Here is a 20,395-nt window from a genome sequence, read left to right on the forward strand (position 1 = left end):
GTTCAGTCGGACTCGGCCGGAACGTCGATGAGTGCATCGCCGCCCAGGGCGCGGTAGAGGGCGACGCCGTTGGCGGCAGCGATGAAGCGGGTGTTCACCTGTGTCCGCTGTGCCGTGTAAAGGGCGCGCTGCGCATCGAGGCTGGCGAGGAAGGTTTCGATGCCGCCGCGATAACGGGCATCGGCGAGGGTGAAGGTATCGTTGGCGGCGGCGGCCTGGCGGTCGACGGCATCGAGCTGGGCGGTGATGGTGCCCTGCCGTGCCAGTGCATCGGCGACATCGCGAAAGCCGGTCTGGATGGCGCGCTCATAGGCGGCAAGCGCTGCATCGCGCTGCGCGGTGGTCACATCGACGCCCGCGCGACCCGCACCGGCGCGAAAGATGGGGTAGTTGGCCGAGGGCCCGGCGCGCCATGTGAAGGAATTGCCGCTGAACAGCGACGACAGCGCATCGCTGGCAAAGCCGACGAAGCCGGTGAGCGTGATGGTGGGGAAAAGGGCGGCACGAGCAGCACCGATCTCGGCGTTGCTGGCGCGCAGCTCATATTCGGCCTGGACGATATCGGGCCGGCGCAGGAGGATCGTGGAATCGAGCCCGGCGGGTGGTGCGGCGATGGTGGGGCCGGCGGCTTCGATCGAGGCGGGCAGGAGCGCCGGATCGATGCCGGTGCCGACCAGCAGCCTGAGCGCGTTGATGTCCTGCGCCACGGCGGTGGTCTGGAAGGCGGCATCGGCTTCAGCCTGGGCGAGGATCTGGGTGGCTTGAGCGAGATCCGTGCGCGGCGCGATGCCGCCTCGCAGCCGGGCCTCGGTAAGATCGACGCTGCGCTGGGCATTCTCGACAGTGCGGCGGGCCACATCGAGGAGGCTGCGATCGGCGGCATGGGCAAGCCAGGCTTCGGCAATGTCTGCGACGAGCGTCAGCCGGGTGCCGCGTGCTGCGGCTTCGGTGGCGAACCAGCGGTTGCGCTGGGCGTCGGTGAGCGAGCGGAGCCGGCCGAAGAAATCGATCTCGAAGCCGCTGATGCCGATATCGGTGGAAAAATTGTCGCCCGACCGCGCGAAGCCACCGCCGGTGCCGGTACCGCTGCTTGCGGTCTGCGAGCGGACATAGCCGGCGCCGGCATCGACACGAGGGAAAATGCTGGCGCGCTGGACGCGGTATTGGGCGCGGGCGGCGTCGATGTTGGCGGCGGCGATGGCCAGATCGCGGTTGTTGGCGAGTGCCTGGGTGATGAGCTGCTGGAGGCGTGGATCGCGGAAGACCTGGGCGTAGGTGACGGTGGGCAGCGTGGCTTCGCTCTGGCGGAGATAGGCATCGCCGACCGGCCATGAGGCGGGCACCGGCGGCGGGGTGCGGACATAGGGCGGCGCCATCGAGCAGCCCGTGGCCATGAGGGCGGCGACAAGAGGCAGTATCGGCTTCATTCGGCGGGCGCCGGCGCCGTCGGCTCTGCCTTGCCGCGGAAGGCATCGCGGGCGGTGCGGCGGACGATGACGAAGAACATCGGGATGTAGAAGACTGCGAGGATGGTGGCGGTGATCATGCCGCCGATGACCGCGGTGCCGATCGCGATGCGGCTGTTGGCACCAGCGCCGGTGGAGATGGCGAGCGGTAGCACGCCGAAGATGAAGGCGAGGCTTGTCATGAGGATGGGCCGCAGCCGCAGCCGTGCGGCTTCAAGCGCGGCATCGATGACGCGCTTGCCCTCGCGTTCGGCACGCTCGGCGAACTCGATGACGAGGATGGCGTTCTTGGCGGCGAGGCCCATGGTGGTGAGCAGGCCGATCTGCAGATAGACGTCGTTTTCGAGCCCGCGCAGGGTGACGGCGAACACCGAGCCGACGAGCCCGAGCGGGATGATGAGCACGACCGCGAGCGGCACCGTCCAGCTTTCGTAAAGGGCGGCGAGGCACAGGAAGACGACAAGCAGCGAGATGCCGTAGAGCAGCGGCGCCTGGCCCGAGGACAGCCGCTCCTGGAACGACAGGCCCGACCAGGCGACGCTGGTGCCGGGGATCTCCAGCGCCAGCGCCTCGATCCTGTCCATGGCGGCGCCCGAGCTGACGCCGGGGGCGCCCTGGCCCTGGATTTCGAACGCGGGCAGGCCCTGGAAGCGCGAGAGCGAGGTAGGAGCCTGCGACCAGCTGGTGCTGGCAAAAGCATCGAAGGGGGCCATCTGCCCATTCGAGCCGCGCACGAACCATTGGCCGATATTGTCGGGATCGGCGCGATAGGGAGCATCGCCCTGCACGAAGACGCGCTTCACACGGCCGCGATCGATGAAATCGTTGACATAGCGGCCGCCCCAGGCGGCGGACAGGGTGGTGTTGACGTCGTTCTGGTTGAGGCCGAGGGCAGCGAGCTTCTGCTGGTCGACCGCCACTTCGAGGGTGGCGACATCGGGCAGCTCGGAGAGGCGTATGCCGACCAGATCGGGATCGGCTTCGGCGGCGGCGATCAGCCGGTCGCGGGCGGCGGCAAAGTCTTGCGCGCTCATGCCGCTGGCATTCTGGAACTGCAGCGAGAAGCCGGACGACTGGCCGAGGCCGCGCACCGCCGGCGGCACCAGCGCGAACACCTGCGCATCGCGGAAATTCGCAAAGGCGGCGGACGCGCGCGCGACAATGGCATCGGCGCCGTTCTCCTGGCCGTCGCGCTGATCCCAGGGCACGAAGTTGAGAAAGCCGCGGCCGGTGTTCTGGCCGCTTTCGCCGCCGCCACCGCCGCCGGCGACGGTGAACACCACGCTGGTGTTGGCCTTCTCCTGAGTGAGGAGATAGTTTTCGATGGCGAGCTGCACCTCGATCGTGCGGGCCAGGGTGGCGCCGGCTGGGAGGCGGAACTGGAGGCTGGCGGCACCCTGATCTTCGGTGGGCAGGAAGCCCGACGGCAGGCGGACGAACAGCAGCACGAGGATGGCGACGATGCCCGCATAGATGGCGAGGAAGAGCCATTTGCGGGTGACCATGGTGGAGACGGCGCCGACATAGCGTTCGGTGCCGCTCTCGAAGCGGCGGTTGAAGCCATTGCCAAGGCCGGCGATTGCCGATGTTGCGCGCGGGAAGCGGCGTGCAGCCCAGCCTTCCGGCGGGCTGCCTTCGCGGCGTGACGGCTTGAGCAGCGTGGCGGCAAGTGCCGGGCTGAGGATGAGCGCCACCAGCGTGGACAGCACCATGGCGGCGATCATGGTGACCGAGAACTGCCGGTAGATGACGCCGGTCGAGCCGCCGAAGAAGGCCATGGGCAGGAAGACGGCGGCCAGCACGATCATGATGGCGATGAGGGCTGCCGAGATCTGCTCCATCGACTGGATGGCGGCATCACGCGGGGAAAGATCGGGATCTTCCTTCATCAGCCGGTCGATGTTCTCGACGACGACGATGGCATCATCGACAAGCAACCCGATGGCGAGGACGAGGCCGAACAGGGTGAGCGTGTTGATCGAGAAGCCGGCGAGATAGAAGATCGCGAAGGTGCCGAGGAGCGTGACCGGGACGGCGATGGTGGGGATGAGGGTCGCTCGCCAGTTCTGCAGGAACACGAACATGACGAGGACGACGAGGACGATCGCCTCGAACAGCGTGCCGATCACCTCGTCCACCGACAGCTTGATGAAGGCCGTGGTATCGTTGGCGTAGGCGAATTTGAGGCCGGCCGGGAAGGACGGTGCTGCTTCCTCGACCACGGCCTTCACGAGTTCGGCGGTCTTGAGGGCATCGGCACCGGGGGCGAGCGAGATCGACAGCCCGGCGCCGGAATGGCCGTTGACGCGGCCGCTCGAACTGTAGTTTTCGGCACCGAGCTCGACCCGGGCCACATCCTGAAGGCGGACGGTGGCGCCGCTGGGCAGCGTCTTGAGGACGATGGCGCGGAACTGCTCGGGGGTTTCCAGCCGGGCCTGGGCGGTGACGGTGGCGTTGAGCATCTGCGTATCAGGCTGTGGCTGGCCGCCGATCTCGCCGGCGGCGACTTCGGTGTTCTGGTTCTGGATGGCGGCGATCACATCGCCTGGCATCAGTGCGAAGCTGGCCAGCCGATCGGGGTTGAGCCAGATCCGCATGGCATAGGGCGAGCCGAACACGTTGACATCGCCGACACCTTCGACGCGGGCGAGGGTGTCCTGCAGGGTGGTGGTCAGAAAGTCGGAGACGTCGTTTCGATCGAAGCGGTCGGTCTCATCGTAGATGCCGACGATCATCAGGAAATCGGGGTTGGACTTGGTGACGCGGATGCCCTGCTGCTGGACCTGCTGCGGCAACCGCGGCAGCGCCTGCTGGACCTGGTTCTGCACCTGCACCTGCGCGATATCGGGATCGGTACCTTTCGCAAAGGTGCCCGAGATCGTCACCTGCCCGCGCGAGGAGGAGGACGAGCTGAAATAGAGGAGTCCGTCGATGCCGGTGAGCTGCTGCTCGATGACCTGGGTGACGCTGTTCTGGATCGTCTCGGCCGAGGCGCCGGGGTAGGTGGCGCGGATGTTGACCTGCGGCGGCGCGACATCGGGATATTGGGCGATCGGCAGCAGCAGGATGGCACCGGCGCCGGACAGCATGACGATGATGGCCAGCACCCAGGCGAAGATCGGCCGGTCGATGAAGAAACGCGACATCAGCGCCCACCGGGTGCCGGGGTGACAGCGGGGGCGCCAGCGGGGGGAGCTGTGCCGGGGGTTGCAATCGTCTGCGGCGTGCTGGCAGGGACGGCGCGAACGGTGGCGCCCGGCTCGATCTTGCCGGTACCCTGCACAACCACCCTGTCTCCCGGTGCGAGGCCGCTGGTGACGACCCAGTCGGCGCCCTGGGTGCGGTTTGCCACCACGGTGCGCCGCGCGGACTTGTTGTCGGCGCCGACGACGAAGACGGTGGCCTCCCCCTTGGCATCGCGCGTGACGGCGGCCTGGGGCACGAGGATGGCACGGGTGTCGATGGCCTGCGCAAAGCGGGCGCGGACGAACATGCCGGGAAGCAGCTGGCCCTGCGGATTGGGGAAGCGGGCGCGCAGCGTGACGGTGCCGGTGTTCTGGTTGACCATGACTTCGGAGAATTGCACCGAGCCGGTGAGGCCATAGTCGCTGCCATCCTCGAGAAGCAGCCGGACCTGTGCCGCGGCGGGCACCATGCCGCCGGCGGAGAGTGCCCGCCGCAGGGTAAGCAGATCGGCGCTCGACTGTTGCATGTCCACGAAGATGGGATCGAGACGCTGGATGACGGCGAGCGGCTCGGCCTGGTTGAGCGTGGCGAGCGCGCCGACGGTGGCGAGCGAGCGGCCGATGCGGCCGGTGATCGGTGCCGGAACCCTGGTGAAGCCGAGATTGATGTTGGCGGTTTCGAGCTGGGCGCGGTTCTGGGCGACGGCGGCCTCCGCCTGCCGCGCGGTGGCCTGGGCGTCGGTAAGGTCCTGGGCGCTGACAGCTTCGAGGCTGGCCAGCGGAGCAAGGCGCTCGGCACGGATGCGGGCGGCTTCGGCAGTGGCTTCGGCGCTGGCGAGATTGGCGCGGGCCTGATTGACGGTGGCGGCGTAGAGGCGCGGATCGATGCGATAGAGGGTCTGGCCGCGACGGACGACGGCGCCTTCGGTGAACATGCGCTCCTGGATGATGCCGGCGACCTGCGGGCGCACCTCGGACATTTCAAAGGCCGTCACGCGGGCGGCAAGTTCAACGATCTGTGGAACGTTGTTATAGGCAACGGTGACGAAACCGACTTCAGGCGGGGAGTCTGCCGGCTTTCGATCGCCGTTGGCATCCTGGCACCCGGACATCAGGATGCCGGCCGCCACAAGCATGGCGGCTGTGCAGCGGCGGCGCGCACAGTGTGGTCTCAAGACATATCCCACTCTTCATCGGCACAATGCGCCAAGGTTTCTCAAGCTTGGAAGCAGCATAAGGTTCCGGGGCGCAAGCGACAGCAGATTCACCCTGCTCTCGTGTTTTGTGAAAATGCCATCTCTTGACCATCCAGCTGGATGGTATATGGAGGGATTATGAGCAGCCGGCCCGACAGCGAGAAGATCACCATCAACCTCGGCTTTGTCGATCTCGGCCATGTCGACATGCTGGTGCGCGAGGGTTTCTACGGAAACCGCAGCGACTTCATCCGCACCGCGATCCGCAACCAGCTGGCACGGCATGACCCGGTGCTGGCGCAGGCTGTAAGCCGCCAGCAGTTCCATACCGGGCTGCTGCGGCTCGACCGGGCGATGCTCGAAGCCTCGGTCGCGGAGGGGCGGATGCTCGATCTCAAGGTGCTGGGCCTGCTGTCGGTGGCACCCGATGTGCCGGTCTCGCTCGTCAATGCCGCCGTCGCCCGTGTCGAAGTGCTGGGCGCCATCGATGCCATCCCGCCGGTGCGTGCTGCACTGCGGGCCCTAATGTCAGGATAAATCATGAAATTTCAGTCCGATATGGCCGAGGTGCTGGCGCTGGTGCGCGCCGGGCAGCCGATGGCGGCGACGCGGATGCTGCAAGGGTTTTCACCGGCGCCGGCAATGGCCGATGCCGAGGTGATCGATCTGGTTGCGGAGCGGGTGGTGGAGCAGGTGATGGAGCAGGTGGTGGAGGGGCCAGCGGGCGGCTTGCAGCTGTTCCGCTCCCCGCTTGGCGAGATTGCCTATCGCCTGCACCGGCCGGCCGGCCTTGCTGAAGGCGCGCCGATGCTGGTCATGCTGCACGGCTGCACCCAGACCTCGGCAGACTTCGCGCTCGGCACGCGGATGAATGAGCGGGCGGCAGCGGCCGGGATGGCAGTACTGTGGCCCGAGCAATCGACCCGGTCCAACGCCCGGCGCTGCTGGCGCTGGTTCGATGCCGCGCACCAGCGCACCGAGGGCGGCGAGGCGGCACTGCTGCTGGCGCTTGTCCGCGACGTGGCGGCTGTGCATGCGCTGGGTGCAAAGGGCGTGTTCGTGGCGGGGCTTTCTGCGGGCGGGGCGATGGCGGCCGTGCTGGCGGACTGCGCACCAGATTTTTTGAAGGGCGTTGCGGTGCATTCGGGACTGGCGGCGGGGGCCGCCTCCAGCCTGCCCGGCGGCATGGCGGCAATGCAGCGCGCCCCTGCGGCGAGCCGGCGCGAAGGCGGCTTCGTGCCGATGATGGTGCTGCACGGTGACGCCGATACTGTGGTTGCGCCGGGCAATGCCGATGCGCTGTTCGGCGGGGCCGTCGCGCGGGCGGGCGCGGCGCTGTCGGTCGCTTCGGTGCCGTCACCATGGGGCCAGCAGACGGTGGGCCGCGATGCCGGCGGCGATGTGCGCGCCGTGCGGCTGATGATCGCCGGGGCCGGGCACAGCTGGGCGGGGGGCAACCCGGCCGGATCGCACACAAGTGCGGCAGGGCCCGATGCGTCGGCGATGATCGTGCAGTTCTTTGCCGAGCAGATGCGGAACCCGCCACGCATCTGACGCTTCCGGCTGATCAGACCGCGCGGCTGAGCTGGACCTGTGATACCTGGCGGTGGGTATCGAACGCCGCGGCTATGGTGCGGGCATAGGGCATGGCGTCGGCGGCGAGCTCGAGCCGGGATCCGCGCCAGTGCAACAGGCCGGCCGCTTCAAATGGGGCGAGCCGATCCCGGACCTGGGGTTGGCAGGCGAGGCGGCCGGCGTAGGCTGCGCCCGTCCCGAGGATCGAGCAAATGATGCCGGCGCGCACCCGGTCCTCCTCCGAGCGGCGGCAGCCGAGGGCGGCGGCAAGGCGCTGGCTGCCGATCGCGGCGTGGTAGCGGCCGCTGTGCTTCTCGTTCTGGACGAGCAGATCGGGAAACACGCTGATGGCGCTGACACCCATGCCGAGGGTGACCTTGGCATCATCATCGGTGAAGCCCTGGAAATTGCGGTGCAGGCGGTCTTCACGCGCAGCAAGGGCAAGCGGATCATCGGGGCGGGCGAAATGATCGAAGCCGATCGGCTGGTAGCCGGCGGCGGTGAGCATCCGCGTGGCGAACTCGGCCATGGCGAAGCGGGCGGGAGCATCGGGAAGGGCCGTATCGTCGATGCGCCTTTGCCGCGCGATGAGGTGCGGGACATGCGCATAGCCGAACACCGCCAGCCGGTCCGGCGCCAGCGCGATGCTGGAGGCGAGCGTGCCGGCGAGGTGCTCGGGCTGCTGACCGGGGAGGCCATACATCAGATCGAAATTGAGCGAAGTGATGCCGGCACCGCGGAGCAGTGCGACCGACTTCTCGATGACGGTAAGCGGCTGGATGCGGCCGATGGCGGCCTGGATGGCGGGATCGAGCGTCTGCACGCCGAGGCTGGCGCGGGTGACGCCCTCGGCCTTCAGCATCGCCGCCCAACCGGCATCGAGACCTCGCGGATCGATCTCGACCGAGACGATGGCGCTATCGGCGGCGAAATGCTGGCGGACGTGGCCGAGCAGGGCGGCGAAATCGGCGGCTGCGACGGCGTTGGGGCTGCCGCCGCCAAAGGCGATGCGGGTGATGCGGCCGCGCTGGCCGAGCCGGGCCGCGACGAGCGCCACTTCCGCCTTGAGACGATCCAGATAGGCGCGCAGCCGGTCCCCGCGGCCGGTGGTGCCGGTGTTGCATCCGCAATACCAGCAGAGCTGGTGGCAGAAGGGGATGTGGAGATAGAGCGACACCGGTGTGCCGGGGGCAACGGCATCGATGGCGGCGGCCATGTCTTGCGCGCCGATGCCCTGGTGGAACTCGGCGGCAGTGGGATAGCTGGTGTAGCGCGGCACCGGGGTGGCGAGCAGCTCGGGAAAATAGATCGACATGGGGGGTGTTGTAACGCGCCGCCATGTGGCGTCCTTGATCCACGTCAAAGGCATTTCTTGTTCTGTATCAATGCGCTGGTGAGATCATGCGCCTAGGCCGCGCTGACAACAACTTGCTGGGACATGCAATGCAGAAAATCACGGGTTTGATCGGTCTTGTCCTCCTCGCTGGAGGCATGCCGGTGCAGGCGGCGCAGGGCGATGTGCTGGTGCGGGTGCGCACGATCATGGTGGCGCCGACCGAGAAGTCAGGGCCGATCCTGCCGGCATTTCCCGGAGAAACAGTGGGTGTGGGCAATTCGTTCATGCCCGAGCTCGACTTCACCTATATGGCGAGCGACCATATCGGCCTCGAGCTGATTTTGGCGACAACCAAGCACAGCCTGACGGGGCGGACCGGCACGACGGGGAGCATCGGCAAGCTGGGCTCGACCTGGGTGCTGCCGCCGACGCTCACGGTGCAGTATCACTTTCTGCCGGAAGCCAAGGTGCGGCCCTATGTGGGCGCAGGCGTGAACTATTCGGTGTTCTGGAACGAGAAGGCTTCGGACGGACTGCAGGCCGCTGTCGGCAAGACCGATGTGCGACTTTCGAACAGCTTCGGATGGGCGCTGCAGGCGGGGACCGACATCGACCTGACGAAGAAGATCTTCCTCAACCTCGATGTGAAGTACATCGACATGCGCACGACCGCCCGGCTTTCGACGGCGGCGATCGGCGTGCAGCAGGTGAAGGTGGACATCAACCCGATCGTCGCCGGCATCGGGCTGGGGTTCCGGTTCTAATCTTCGATGGGGGGTGGCGATGAGCCGGACGCTGGCGCCGGCTTGTCGTCATCGATGAGGATGCGCAGGGCGGCGCCGTCGAGATCCTCGAACTGGCGGGTGCGGATCGCCCAGAAGAAGGCAGCGAGGCCGGCGAGGCCGAGGCCGAGGGCCACCGGGATGAGCAGGACGAGGCCGCTCACAGGGTCTTGCTCCGGGCAGCCGTCCGCAGGCGCAACGCGTTGGCGACGACGATCAGCGAGGAGCCCGACATGGCGAGGGCGGCGACCAGCGGGGTGACCTGGCCGCCAATGGCGAGCGGCACGGCGAGCACATTATAGCCGATGGCCAAGACGAAGTTCTGCCGGACCACCGCCATGGTGCGGCGGGCGACGGTGATTGCCTGCGCCACCGGCATCAGGCGATCGCCGAGAAAGATGAGATCGGCGGCGGTCTTGCCGACATCGCTTGCCGAGGAGGGGGCCATGGAGACATGCGCTGCTTTCAGCGCGGGGCCATCATTGAGGCCATCCCCCACCATCAGCACATGACGGCCCTGCGCCTGCAGGCTGTTGATGCGCGCCAGCTTGTCCCCGGGCTGGAGTTCGGCGTGTGCTGCGATGCCGAGCGCGCCGGCGATGCTGGCGACGGCTTGCGGGCGATCCCCGGAGAGGATGGTGGCCGGCAAGCCGAGGGCGGCGAGGCGGGCGATGACGGCCGGGGCATCGGGGCGGAGGCCATCGTGGAAGGCGAGCAGACGGACGGGCGCATCGCCGAGGCGGAACGCGGTGAGCAAAGTGTCTCCGGAGGCGGCGGCACCGACCCAATCGGGGCGGCCGAGGCGCGCGGGCTGGCCATCGATGATGCCGCTGATGCCGAGGCCGGGCTGCTCGTCGAGATCGGAGACGGGCGCGGCGACTATGCCCTCGGCGGTGAGGGCCGCGGCCAGTGCACGCGCAAGCGGGTGGCGGCTGGCTTGCGCCAGTGCCCGGGCTGCGGCGCGTTCAAGGGCGCCCAGCGGGAGGGTGCCGACGGGTATGGGGCGGCCGAGAGTGAGGGTGCCGGTCTTGTCGAGGAGCACGGCGTCGACGGTGGCGAGCCGCTCGAGCGCCGAGCCATCCTTGATGAGGACGCCGACGCGCATTAGTGCGCCGCTGGCGACGACTTGCGAGATGGGAACGGCGAGCCCCAATGCGCAGGGGCAGGTGATGATGAGCACGGCGACGGCGATGAGCAGCGATTCGTGCCAGCCGGCGCCGGCGAGCATCCAGCCGAGGAAGCTGAGCGCAGCGAGGCTGTGGACGGCAGGGGCATAGAGCCGGGCGGCACGATCGGCGACGCGGACATAGAGCGACTTGGCCTGGGTGGCGCTGGTCATCATACGGGCGATGTCGGCGATGACGGTATCGGCTTCGGCGGCGGTGATGCGCACGGTGAGGGGCGCATCGAGATTGATGGTGCCGGCGAGGACGGTATCTGACGGGGCCACGGCGACGGGTGCGTTTTCACCGGTGATGAGCGCGCGGTCGACGCTGCTGGTGCCCGATTCGACGATGCCATCGGCGGCGAAGCGCTCGCCGCTGGCGACGAGCAGGCGCATGCCGGGGGCCAGCTCGGCGGCGGCGCGCCAGCTGGTGCTGCCATCCTTGGCGAGGACATGGCCACCCGGCGCGCTCTGGCGGAGCAGGGCCGCCACGCTGTCGGTGGCGCGGGCGCGCATGGCGCTGTCGAGGAAGCGCCCGGCGAGCAGGAAGAACAGCAGCATGGTGGCGCCATCGAAATAGGCGTGTGGGCCGTGGATGATCGTCTCGTAGAGGCTGACGCCGCAGGTGAGGACGACGCCGATCGAGATGGGGACATCCATGTTGGTGCGGCCCACCCGCAGGGCGCCCCACGCGCTGGTGAAGAAGGGCCGGCCGGCATAGGCGATGGCGGGCAATGCTATGGCGGCGGACAGCCAGTGGAACAGGCTGCGAACCGAGCCCTCGGCGCCCGACCAGACCGAGACGGATAGCAGCATGATGTTGATGGCGGCGAAGCCGGCGACGCCGAGCGCCTTGAGCAGGGTGCGGCTTTCCGGATCGACGGGGTTGCTGGCCTCGCCGCGGAAGGGCTCGGCGGTGAAGCCGAGCTGCGCGATGGCGGCTTGCAGCGCATCGGCGTCGAGGCCGGCATCATGCGCGATGCTGACGCGGCGGGTGGTGAAGTTGACTCGCGCGGCATGGACGCCGGCGACGCCCGCGAGGCCGTTTTCCAGCTTGGCGATGCAGCCGGCGCAGCGCAGGCCCTCGACGGCGAAAAGGCTTGTGCTGGCTTCAGTGCCGGCCAGTGCCGGGGTCCGCGCGTTCATGCCGGCACATCCTGCTGGAAGCCGGCTCGCGTACCCTCGGCATCGACGATGATGCGGACGAGATAGCGACCCGGCGGCAGCGGCGTGGTGGCGCGGTAGCGGCCTTCCCCGGTCTGGACGAAGGCCAGCGCCTGCTCGGGCAGGCGGCCGAGGGGATGGGTGGCAGTGCCGGTGACGCGGGTAGCAGGCAGCGAGGCCGTGACCTCGACATGGCGGGCGGGATCGAGCGTCATCGCGACGGTCCAGCCCAGCGCCTCTTGCGCGCGGGCGGCGGCGAGCCACTGGTTGTACTTCTGGCTGGCGACATAGCTGTTGTCGACCACGGTGCCGCCGAAGGTGCTGCTGGCGAACCAGGCCATGGTGAAGTTGACGGCGATGATGATGCCGAAGAAGCCGAGCATGGCGGCCAACATGTGGCGGCCGGTGAAGCGGCGCGCGGTCATCGACTGGCCTCCGGGCGCTCGAAGGTGACACTGGCTTCTGCGGGGCGGGCGGTGTTGGTGCCGGGTACGCCATCGGTGGGGACGGCGACGATCTGGTAGCGGCTTTGTGCGGGGCCGGATGCCGGCGCTGCGACGAACATGCGGACCTTGGTGGCGGCATCGGGCTGGAGGGCGAGGCGAACACTGGTGCTGGCGGCGTCGCGGCTGCCGGATTCGGTCCAGAGCACTGCACCGGGCAGGCCGGAAAGGGTGACATCGACGGTGCGCGGCCGGGCTTCCATGTTGCGGAGCTTGACGGTGTAGCTGTTGCGGACCTGGCCATCGGACAGCTGCACGAAGCGGGGGTTGCGATCGGGATCGATGCTGATGTCGAGCCGCGCGCGCTCGCCGAGGCTGAACAGCATGGCGATCCCGATGCCGGCCCAGAGTGCGAAATAGATGAGGGTACGCGGGCGCAGCAGGGTCTTGATGACCGGCGTGGCGGTGCCGCCGGCCTTTTCGACAACGGCATCATCGAGCGTGGCATAGTCGATCAGTCCGCGCGGGCGGCCGATCTGCAGCATGACCTTGTCGCAGGCATCGATGCACAGCGCGCAGGTGATGCAGCCGAGCTGGGGGCCCTGGCGGATATCGATGCCGGTGGGGCAGACGGCGACGCACTGGTTGCAATCGATGCAGTCCCCAGTGCGGGCTGCCTTTGGCTGGAGCTGGCTAGCAATGGATTCGACCGGGTAATCGGCTTCGATGGTGCGCTTGAGGCCCTGGGTGCGCGGCTCGCCGCGCCAATCCTTGTAGGTGACGATGAGCGATTTCTCGTCGAGCATTGCCGTCTGGATGCGCGGCCATGGGCACATGTAGATGCACACCTGCTCGCGCATGAAGCCGCCGAGGACGAAGGTGGTGGCGGTGAGCACGCCGACGGTGGCGTAGGCGACGAACGCCGCTTCGCCCTGGACAAAGGCTGCAAACAGGGTGGGGGCGTCGGCGAAATAGAAGATCCAGGCGCCGCCGGTGGCGACGGCTATGGCGAGCCAGATGGCGTATTTGGTGGAGCGTCTGGCCAGCTTGGCGGGCGACAGGGGGGCGCGGGCCAGCTTGATCTGGGCGTTGCGGTCACCATCGATGAAGCGTTCGACATGGACGAACAGATCGGTCCACACGGTTTGCGGGCAGGCATAGCCGCACCAGGCGCGGCCGACCGCCGAAGTGACGAGGAAAAGGCCGATGCCCGCCATGATGAGCATGCCGGCAACATAGTAGAATTCCTGCGGCCAGATCTCGACCGAGAACATGTAGAAGCGGCGGTTGGCGAGATCGACGAGCACCGCCTGATCGGGCGCATAGGGGCCGCGGTCCCAGCGCAGCCAGGGCGTGACGTAGTAGATCGTCAGCGTGACCGCCATGATGATCCATTTCAAGCGCCGGTAGAAGCCGGTGATGGCCTTGGGATAGACGCCCTTGCGCTTCTCGTAGAGCGCGCTGTTCAGGCTGAAGAGACTATTCGTCGACACGTGTGCTCGCCTCGGCCACTTCTGCGGGCACGGGCGGGGGGCCGGCCTCGCCGCCGCCGAGCGAATGGACATAGGCAGCGAGCATCTTGATGGTGACGGGATTGAGCCGGGCGTTCCAGCGGGGCATCACGCCGCCACGGGCATAGGTGATGGTGTGCTTGAGGGTCTTGCGGTCCCCGCCGTAGAGCCAGATGCTGTCGGCGATGTTGGGAGCGCCGAGATCGCGATTGCCCTTGCCATTCTCGCCATGGCAGGCGGCGCAATTGTCAGCGAACACGGTGGCCCCGGCGAGGCTCGGCTTTTCGAGGCCGGACAGGCTTCGGACATGGGTGATGACCGCCTCGATTTCGGCATTGCCGAGGATCTCCCCGAATGCCGGCATCTGTGAATTGCGCGTCTCGTCGTAATCGGGGTTGCGGATGCCGTTGATCAGCGTGTGCTCGATGGCGCCAAGATCACCGCCCCAAAGCCAGTCATCGTCGTTGAGGTTGGGATAGCCGACCGAGCCGGCGGCACCGGCGCCGTGGCATTGCACGCAATGCACCTTGAAGGCGGCGCGGCCGCCCTCGATGGCCTGTGCCAGCAGCGCCGGATTGGCGGGCAGTTGCGCGAGGGGCGTGATGGCAATGGCCTTGAAGACGGGCGCACGGCGTGACGTGTCGGCTGCCATCTCCTTGGCGAGATCACCGCGGCTCGACCAGCCGAGGGTGCCCGGCGTGGCGGAGTTGGCGAGCGGGATGGCGGGGTAGAAGATAACATAGCCGACGGCAAAGACGATGCAGAGGATGAAGGTGATGAGCCACCAGCGCGGCAGCGGCGTGTCCAGCTCCTCGATACCGTCCCATTCATGGCCGACGGTGGGTGTGCCGGTGGCTTCGTCGATGTGTTTATGCGCCATGATCATCGTCCTCGAAGATGCTGTTGGCGGCGCGGTCCATGTCGGCGCTGGCTCCCTTGCGGAAGGTCCAGCCGACAAGGCAGAGGAAGATGCCACCGAGCATCACCAGCCCCCAGCTGTCGGCGAAGTGGCGCAGCGCGTCATAGGTCTCGACCGCCGTCATACCCAGGGTCATCGCGGTTGCTCCTGGGCCGCGGCGGCCTCGAAATCGATGAGGGTGCCGAGCATCTGAAGATAGGCCACCAGCGCGTCCATCTCGGTGACGCGGTCGGGCTGACCGTCGAAATCGCGGACCTGCGCCTTGGGGTAGCGCGCGACGAGGCTCGCGGCGTCGGCATCGGGGGTGGCCTGGGCGAGCAGATCGTCGTTGGCGGCGGCGATGGCGGCCTCGTCATAGGGCACGCCGACGCGTGACAGCGCCTTCAGATGGGCGCGCATGTCGCCTGCATCGAGCTTGCGCTCGGAGAGGAAGCTGTAGCCGGGCATGATCGATTCGGGGGTGACGCTGCGCGGGTTCTTGAGATGCTGGACGTGCCATTCATCGGAATAGCGGTTGCCGACGCGCGCCAGATCGGGGCCGGTGCGCTTCGATCCCCATTGGAAGGGGTGATCGTACATGCTCTCGGCGGCGAGGCTGTAGTGGCCGTAGCGCTCGGCCTCGTCGCGGAAGGGGCGGATCATCTGGCTGTGGCAGGTGTAGCAGCCCTCGCGGATATAGATGTTGCGGCCGGCCTGCTCGAGCGGGGTGTAGGGGCGCATGCCCTCGACCTTCTCGACCGTGGTGTCGATCCAGAACAGCGGGGCGATCTCGACGATGCCGCCGATGGCGACAACGACGAAGGACAGGACCGCGAGCAGCGTGACGTTGCGCTCGATGGTGCGGTGGGTGAAGCGTTTTGGCGGGGCTTCGGGCCCGCTTGAAGGGCGAGGGGTGCGTGCGTCCATGGTCCGGTCCTATTCGGCGGGTTGCGCCAGCAGCGGACGGTCGGCTGCAGCGTCATAGGGGGTTTCGGTCATCGGCTTTTCGATGCGGATGCGGCCCTTGATGGTCATGGCGATGTTGAAGGCGAAGATGAGGCCGCCCGAGAGGTAGAAGAGGCCGCCGGTGGCGCGCATCAGGTACATCGGGTGGAGCGCTTCGACCGTCTCGATGAAGCTGTTCACGAGATAGCCGTCGGCGCCATATTCGCGCCACATCAGGCCCTGGGTGATGCCTGCCACCCACATCGAGGCGGTGTAGAGAACAATGCCGATGGTAGCCAACCAGAAGTGCCAGTTGATGAGGCGCAGGCTGTAGAGGCGTTCGCGGTTCCACAGGCGCGGGGCCAGATAGTACATGCAGGCGAAGGTGATCATGCCGTTCCAGCCGAGCGCGCCCGAGTGGACATGGCCGATCGTCCAGTCGGTGTAATGGCTGAGCGAGTTGACCGACTTGATCGACATCATCGGGCCTTCGAAGGTGCTCATCCCGTAGAAGGCGAGCGCCATCACCATCATGCGGATGATGGGATCGGTGCGGATCTTGTCCCAGGCGCCGTTGAGCGTCATCAGCCCGTTGATCATGCCGCCCCAGCTCGGCATCCAGAGCATGATCGAGAAGACCATGCCGAGCGTGCCGGCCCAATCGGGAAGGGCCGTATAGTGGAGGTGGTGCGGACCGGCCCAGATGTAGAGGAAGATGAGCGACCAGAAGTGCATGATCGACAGCCGGTAGGAATAGACCGGCCGCTCGGCCTGCTTGGGCACGAAGTAATACATCATGGCGAGGAAGCCGGCGGTGAGGAAGAAGCCCACGGCGTTGTGGCCATACCACCATTGGGTGAGTGCATCCTGGACGCCGGCGAACGCCGAATAGGATTTGGAGCCGAACATGCTGACCGGCACGGCGAGGTTGTTGACGAGGTGGAGCATCGCCACGGTGATGATGAACGACAGGTAGAACCAGTTCGCCACATAGATGTGCGGCTCGCGGCGCTTGACCAGGGTGCCGACGAAGACCGCGAGATAGGCGACCCAGACGATGGTGAGCCAGATATCGACGTGCCATTCGGGCTCGGCATATTCGCGCGCTGCGGTGACGCCCATCACATAGCCGGTGGCGGCGAGCACGATGAACAGCTGGTAACCCCAGAAGACGAAGCGCGCGAGGCCGCCGAACGCAAGCCGGGCGCGGCAGGTGCGCTGCACGACGTAGAAGCTGGTGGCGATGAGGGCATTGCCGCCGAAGGCGAAGATGACCGCCGAGGTGTGCAGCGGGCGCAAGCGGCCGAAGCTGGTGTACTCGATATCGAGGTTGAGCAGCGGGAAGGCGAGCTGCGAGGCAATGAGCAGCCCGGCCAGGAGCCCCACGACACCCCAGAAGGTCGTGGCGATCACGCCCCAGCGGATCACGTCGTCATCATAGCCGGTCAGGTCTTGCGAGATGCTGCCGACCGCGAGCTTGTGCTCGCGGTTGAGCGTGGCGACGACCATGAGGGCGGCGGCGACGGCGAAGATGATCATGTGGACGGCAAAGGGCGTGTCGACGGCTTGCGTGGCAGCAGCAAGTGCCAGCAAGGCGGCGAGCGACCAGCCCGCCGTTCTCAAAATTCTGAAATCCATGGAAAATCCGATCAGCGCTTCTCGCCTCCGCTTGCGGGCCCCTGCGGCGAGCGTCATTGATCTGGATCAAACTATGGGGTGTTTGCCTGCGCGTGCGGCAATTGGCCGCATGGAACTATCGATGGCTTCGGCGTGCCGCGTATCACTGACCCTTGAAGGCTCCAGCACGCTTTTCGACAAAGGCGGCCATGCCTTCCTTCTGGTCCTCGGAGCCGAACAGCGCGTGGAACAGCCGACGTTCCAGCCGGATGCCGGCGGTGAGTGTGGACTCGAAGGCGGCATCGACCGCCTCCTTGGTGGCGATGGCAGCGAGGGGTGCCATGGCGGCGATGGCGGCGGCGGTTTTCAAGGCCTCGTCGACCAGTTCGGCCATCGGCACCAGGCGCGCCACCAGCCCGGCGCGTTCGGCTTCAGCGGCGTCCATCATCCGGCCGGTGAGGCACATTTCCATCGCCTTGGCCTTGCCGATGGCGCGGACCAGCCGCTGTGAGCCGCCCATGCCGGGCATGACCGCGAGCTTTATCTCGGGCTGGCCGAATTTTGCGGTTTCGGATGCGATGATGAAATCCGCCATCATCGCGAGCTCGCAGCCGCCGCCGAGCGCGAAGCCCGAGACGGCGGCGATCCAGGGCTTGCGACAGGCGGTGATCCGGTCGTAGCCGGCGAAGAAATTGCCGCCATACATGGCGGCGAAGCTCTGCTGGCTCATCTCCTTGATGTCGGCACCCGCAGCAAAGGCCTTGTCGGATCCGGTGAGCACAAGACAGCGCTGGGCGGGATCGGTCTCATAGGCGGCGAACACCGTGATGAGATCGGCGAGGACGGCCGAATTGAGCGCGTTGAGGGCCTGGGGGCGATTGAGGCGAACCAGCGTGACCGCATCATGGGTTTCGACCAGCAGCGTTTCAAAGTTCATCGGATGCTCCTCAAGCAGCTTCGCCCATGGCAGCGCTCATGGCGCAGGGGGCGGGGCAGGCTTCGACGCCCGCTTCGATCTGGAACGTGGCGTGGACGATGCCGAAATCATGCGCCATCGCATGTGCCATATGGCCGATGGCGGCATCGCCGGGGTGGCCGCCGGGCATGACGAGATGGGCGGTGAGTGCCACCTGGCTCGTGGTCATCGGCCAGATGTGGAGATCGTGCACCGCCGCGACTCCGGGGGTCGCCAGCAGGGCGGTACGCACCTTGAGCGGGTCGATATGCGGCGGCACGGCATCGAGCACGGCGGCGAGCGACTCCTTGAGGAGGCCCCAGGTGCCGCGTACGATGAGCGCCACCACGAGCAGGCTGAGTGCCGCATCGATCCAGTGCGCGCCGGTGAGCAGGATGAGCAGCCCGGCGACCACCACGGCGGCGGAAATTCCGGCATCGGCCATCATGTGCAGATAGGCGCCGCGGATGTTGAGATCGTCCTTCCGGCCTTTCAGGAACAGCATTGCGGTGGCGAGATTGATGACGACGCCGATGCCTGCCACCAGCATCACCACGCCGCCGGGCACCGGCTCGGGCACCTGCAGCCGGCGCACCGCCTCCACGGCGATGGCACCGCAGGCGGCGAGCAGGATCATGGCGTTGGCGAGTGCTGCAAGGATGGTCGAGCGGCCGAGGCCGAAGGTGAAGCGCGCCGTGGCGGGGCGCGCGGCGAGCGCCACCGCTGCCCAGGCAAGGGCAAGGCCGAGCACATCCGACAGATTGTGCCCGGCATCGGCGAGCAGCGCCATCGAGCCGGTCATGAGCCCGGCCGCAACCTCGGCGATCACATAACCGAGGTTGAGCGCGATCCCGAGACGGAACGCCGGCCCCTGATCCTTGAGCTGGACGCCATGGTTGTGATGATCATGATCATGGTGATGGTGGTGGCCGGCCATGCTGGTCTCAGCCCGCGGTTTCGTCGCGGAAGGTCAGCCCGGCATGGCTGGACAGCCGGTCGACCAGCCGCTGGCCCAGCGCGGCCCCCGGCACCCAGATGCCGCCGGCCACATCGGGGGCTTCGATGAGGCAGAGGGCGGTTTCGGCGATGAGCTTTGAGGTGCTGGCATAGCCGGGATCGCGGTCCCCATGCACGCTGCCGCGCACCTGCCGGCCATCGGCGGCGACGGCGACGAACAGCAGGTCGTAGTATCCCGTCTCGCGTTCCTCGCGGCTGGGACCTTCGCCGGGGGCGGGAGCGTCTTCGGCCGAGAGGCTGGGGAATTCGGTCTGCACGCCGGGCTGGACGATCGCCATTTCGTCATACTGGAAGTCGGCGCCATAGGGCAGGCCCTGCAGCAGGTTTGAGCGGTGGACATTCTTGGTGTTGATCGCTGCCATCATGAAGGGGCCGACATCCTCACCGATGAGGTCGTCGTGCCGGGGCTTGTCGCCGCGCGGCTGCTCGGCGCCCTTGAAGCCGGGGGTGAGCGCGAAGGGATCGAACATCGTCGCCAGCAGGCCGGGGTTGGCCTGGATGGCGGCCATGGTGGCGCGACCGCTGGCAGCGGTGCCGCCCGAAAGCCCGCCCTTCATGTCGCGGACACGGCCGGCCACACGCGGCGCGGATGCCCCCAGAAGCCGGCGGGCGAGCGACTGCACATGGAAGACGCCGAGCTCGAACGGGATCGAATCGAAGCCGCAGGAGAAGAGGATGCGCGCACCGCTGGCCTTGGCGGCGGCATCGTGCTTCTCGATCATCGCTGCCATCCACAGCGGCTCGCCGGCGAGATCGAGATAATCCGTGCCCGCTGCGGCACACGCCGCCACGAGCGGCTCGCCGTAGAGCTGGTATGGCCCGACGGTGGTGATGACGGCCTTGGTCTGGCGCACCATGGCATCGAGCGAGGCGGGATCGGCGGCATCGGCGATGATGAGCGGCAGCGATTCGGGTGCGCCGATCTCATCGCGCACGGTGGCAAGCTTGTCGGCGCTGCGGCCGGACATTCCCCAGCGGATCGAACTGTCGGCACCATGGCGGGCAAGCAGGTGCTCGGCGATCAGCCGGCCGGTGAAGCCGGTGGCACCGTGCACGATGAGATCGAAGGGGGCATCGGGGTTCATGGGTCGGCTCCGGAAGGTCGCAGTCACCTTATCGCGTGTGTGCAGCCGAAAACAG

The 20,395-nt window shown here is 67.2% G+C and carries 18 protein-coding genes; 3 read left to right on the forward strand and 15 right to left on the reverse strand.

Annotated elements, in window-relative coordinates:
- Window positions 1-2: 2 nt before the first annotated feature.
- The 3 genes from FHS79_RS06650 to FHS79_RS06660 are packed head-to-tail and all read right to left on the reverse strand — an operon-like array spanning window position 3 to window position 5,787.
- A complete protein-coding gene (locus FHS79_RS06650) occupies window positions 3-1,427 on the reverse strand; it encodes an efflux transporter outer membrane subunit (protein WP_184197228.1) in 1,425 nt (474 codons plus the stop codon).
- Entirely contained in the window at window positions 1,424-4,612 is a 3,189-nt protein-coding gene (locus tag FHS79_RS06655) for a multidrug efflux RND transporter permease subunit (RefSeq protein ID WP_184197232.1), read from the reverse strand. The genes FHS79_RS06650 and FHS79_RS06655 overlap by 4 nt, the downstream gene beginning before the upstream one ends.
- Window positions 4,612-5,787 carry an efflux RND transporter periplasmic adaptor subunit gene (locus FHS79_RS06660; RefSeq protein WP_184197235.1) on the reverse strand — a complete coding sequence of 392 codons (1,176 nt, stop codon included), beginning with the start codon at window positions 5,785-5,787 and terminating at the stop codon, window positions 4,612-4,614. Before FHS79_RS06660 ends, FHS79_RS06655 begins: the two co-directional genes overlap by 1 nt.
- A 198-nt stretch (window positions 5,788-5,985) precedes the next feature.
- Between FHS79_RS06660 and FHS79_RS06665 the strand changes: the two genes are divergently transcribed.
- Both FHS79_RS06665 and FHS79_RS06670 read left to right on the forward strand, forming a co-directional pair.
- Window positions 5,986-6,384, forward strand: a complete 399-nt coding sequence (locus FHS79_RS06665) for a hypothetical protein (RefSeq protein WP_207792247.1) — start codon at window positions 5,986-5,988, stop codon at window positions 6,382-6,384.
- Between the two features lie 3 nt (window positions 6,385-6,387).
- Window positions 6,388-7,401: an extracellular catalytic domain type 1 short-chain-length polyhydroxyalkanoate depolymerase gene (locus FHS79_RS06670; protein ID WP_184197241.1), complete on the forward strand. Its 1,014-nt coding sequence runs from the start codon at window positions 6,388-6,390 to the stop codon at window positions 7,399-7,401.
- Window positions 7,402-7,414: 13 nt separating this feature from the next.
- Here FHS79_RS06670 and hemN read toward each other — a convergent pair whose 3' ends face one another.
- Window positions 7,415-8,737, reverse strand: a complete 1,323-nt coding sequence (gene hemN, locus FHS79_RS06675; RefSeq protein WP_184197244.1) for an oxygen-independent coproporphyrinogen III oxidase — start codon at window positions 8,735-8,737, stop codon at window positions 7,415-7,417.
- A 128-nt stretch (window positions 8,738-8,865) separates the two neighbouring features.
- Here hemN and FHS79_RS06680 point away from each other — a divergent pair, with 128 nt between their 5' ends.
- Window positions 8,866-9,522, forward strand: a complete 657-nt coding sequence (locus FHS79_RS06680) for an OmpW/AlkL family protein (RefSeq protein WP_184197246.1) — start codon at window positions 8,866-8,868, stop codon at window positions 9,520-9,522.
- Here FHS79_RS06680 and ccoS read toward each other — a convergent pair.
- The 11 genes from ccoS to FHS79_RS06735 form a co-directional block, all read right to left on the reverse strand.
- A complete protein-coding gene (gene ccoS, locus FHS79_RS06685) occupies window positions 9,519-9,704 on the reverse strand; it encodes a cbb3-type cytochrome oxidase assembly protein CcoS (RefSeq protein WP_184197249.1) in 186 nt (61 codons plus the stop codon). The genes FHS79_RS06680 and ccoS overlap by 4 nt on opposite strands.
- On the reverse strand, window positions 9,701-11,851 hold the full coding sequence (locus FHS79_RS06690; RefSeq protein WP_184197252.1) for a heavy metal translocating P-type ATPase: 2,151 nt from the start codon (window positions 11,849-11,851) through the stop codon (window positions 9,701-9,703). Before FHS79_RS06690 ends, ccoS begins: the two co-directional genes overlap by 4 nt.
- Complete coding sequence (locus FHS79_RS06695) at window positions 11,848-12,294, reverse strand: FixH family protein (RefSeq protein WP_184197254.1); 447 nt, start codon at window positions 12,292-12,294, stop codon at window positions 11,848-11,850. The genes FHS79_RS06690 and FHS79_RS06695 overlap by 4 nt, the downstream gene beginning before the upstream one ends.
- Window positions 12,291-13,805 carry a cytochrome c oxidase accessory protein CcoG gene (gene ccoG / locus FHS79_RS06700; protein WP_341534424.1) on the reverse strand — a complete coding sequence of 505 codons (1,515 nt, stop codon included), beginning with the start codon at window positions 13,803-13,805 and terminating at the stop codon, window positions 12,291-12,293. The genes FHS79_RS06695 and ccoG overlap by 4 nt, the downstream gene beginning before the upstream one ends.
- Window positions 13,792-14,703 carry a cytochrome-c oxidase, cbb3-type subunit III gene (gene ccoP, locus FHS79_RS06705; RefSeq protein ID WP_424022262.1) on the reverse strand — a complete coding sequence of 304 codons (912 nt, stop codon included), beginning with the start codon at window positions 14,701-14,703 and terminating at the stop codon, window positions 13,792-13,794. Before ccoP ends, ccoG begins: the two co-directional genes overlap by 14 nt.
- Window positions 14,693-14,878, reverse strand: a complete 186-nt coding sequence (locus FHS79_RS06710) for a cbb3-type cytochrome c oxidase subunit 3 (RefSeq protein ID WP_243452719.1) — start codon at window positions 14,876-14,878, stop codon at window positions 14,693-14,695. The genes ccoP and FHS79_RS06710 overlap by 11 nt, the downstream gene beginning before the upstream one ends.
- Window positions 14,875-15,648, reverse strand: a complete 774-nt coding sequence (gene ccoO, locus FHS79_RS06715) for a cytochrome-c oxidase, cbb3-type subunit II (protein WP_184197264.1) — start codon at window positions 15,646-15,648, stop codon at window positions 14,875-14,877. Before ccoO ends, FHS79_RS06710 begins: the two co-directional genes overlap by 4 nt.
- 9 nt (window positions 15,649-15,657) lie before the next feature.
- Entirely contained in the window at window positions 15,658-17,304 is a 1,647-nt protein-coding gene (gene ccoN, locus FHS79_RS06720; RefSeq protein WP_184197267.1) for a cytochrome-c oxidase, cbb3-type subunit I, read from the reverse strand.
- Between the two features lie 142 nt (window positions 17,305-17,446).
- On the reverse strand, window positions 17,447-18,220 hold the full coding sequence (locus FHS79_RS06725) for an enoyl-CoA hydratase-related protein (RefSeq protein WP_184197270.1): 774 nt from the start codon (window positions 18,218-18,220) through the stop codon (window positions 17,447-17,449).
- Window positions 18,221-18,230: 10 nt separating this feature from the next.
- Window positions 18,231-19,175 (reverse strand): cation diffusion facilitator family transporter, encoded by a 945-nt coding sequence (locus tag FHS79_RS06730; RefSeq protein ID WP_184197273.1) that lies wholly within the window; start codon window positions 19,173-19,175, stop codon window positions 18,231-18,233.
- Between the two features lie 7 nt (window positions 19,176-19,182).
- Window positions 19,183-20,340 carry a saccharopine dehydrogenase family protein gene (locus tag FHS79_RS06735; RefSeq protein WP_184197276.1) on the reverse strand — a complete coding sequence of 386 codons (1,158 nt, stop codon included), beginning with the start codon at window positions 20,338-20,340 and terminating at the stop codon, window positions 19,183-19,185.
- Window positions 20,341-20,395 lie beyond the last annotated feature (55 nt).

Source organism: Polymorphobacter multimanifer, assembly GCF_014205635.1.
GTDB lineage: Bacteria > Pseudomonadota > Alphaproteobacteria > Sphingomonadales > Sphingomonadaceae > Sandarakinorhabdus > Sandarakinorhabdus multimanifer.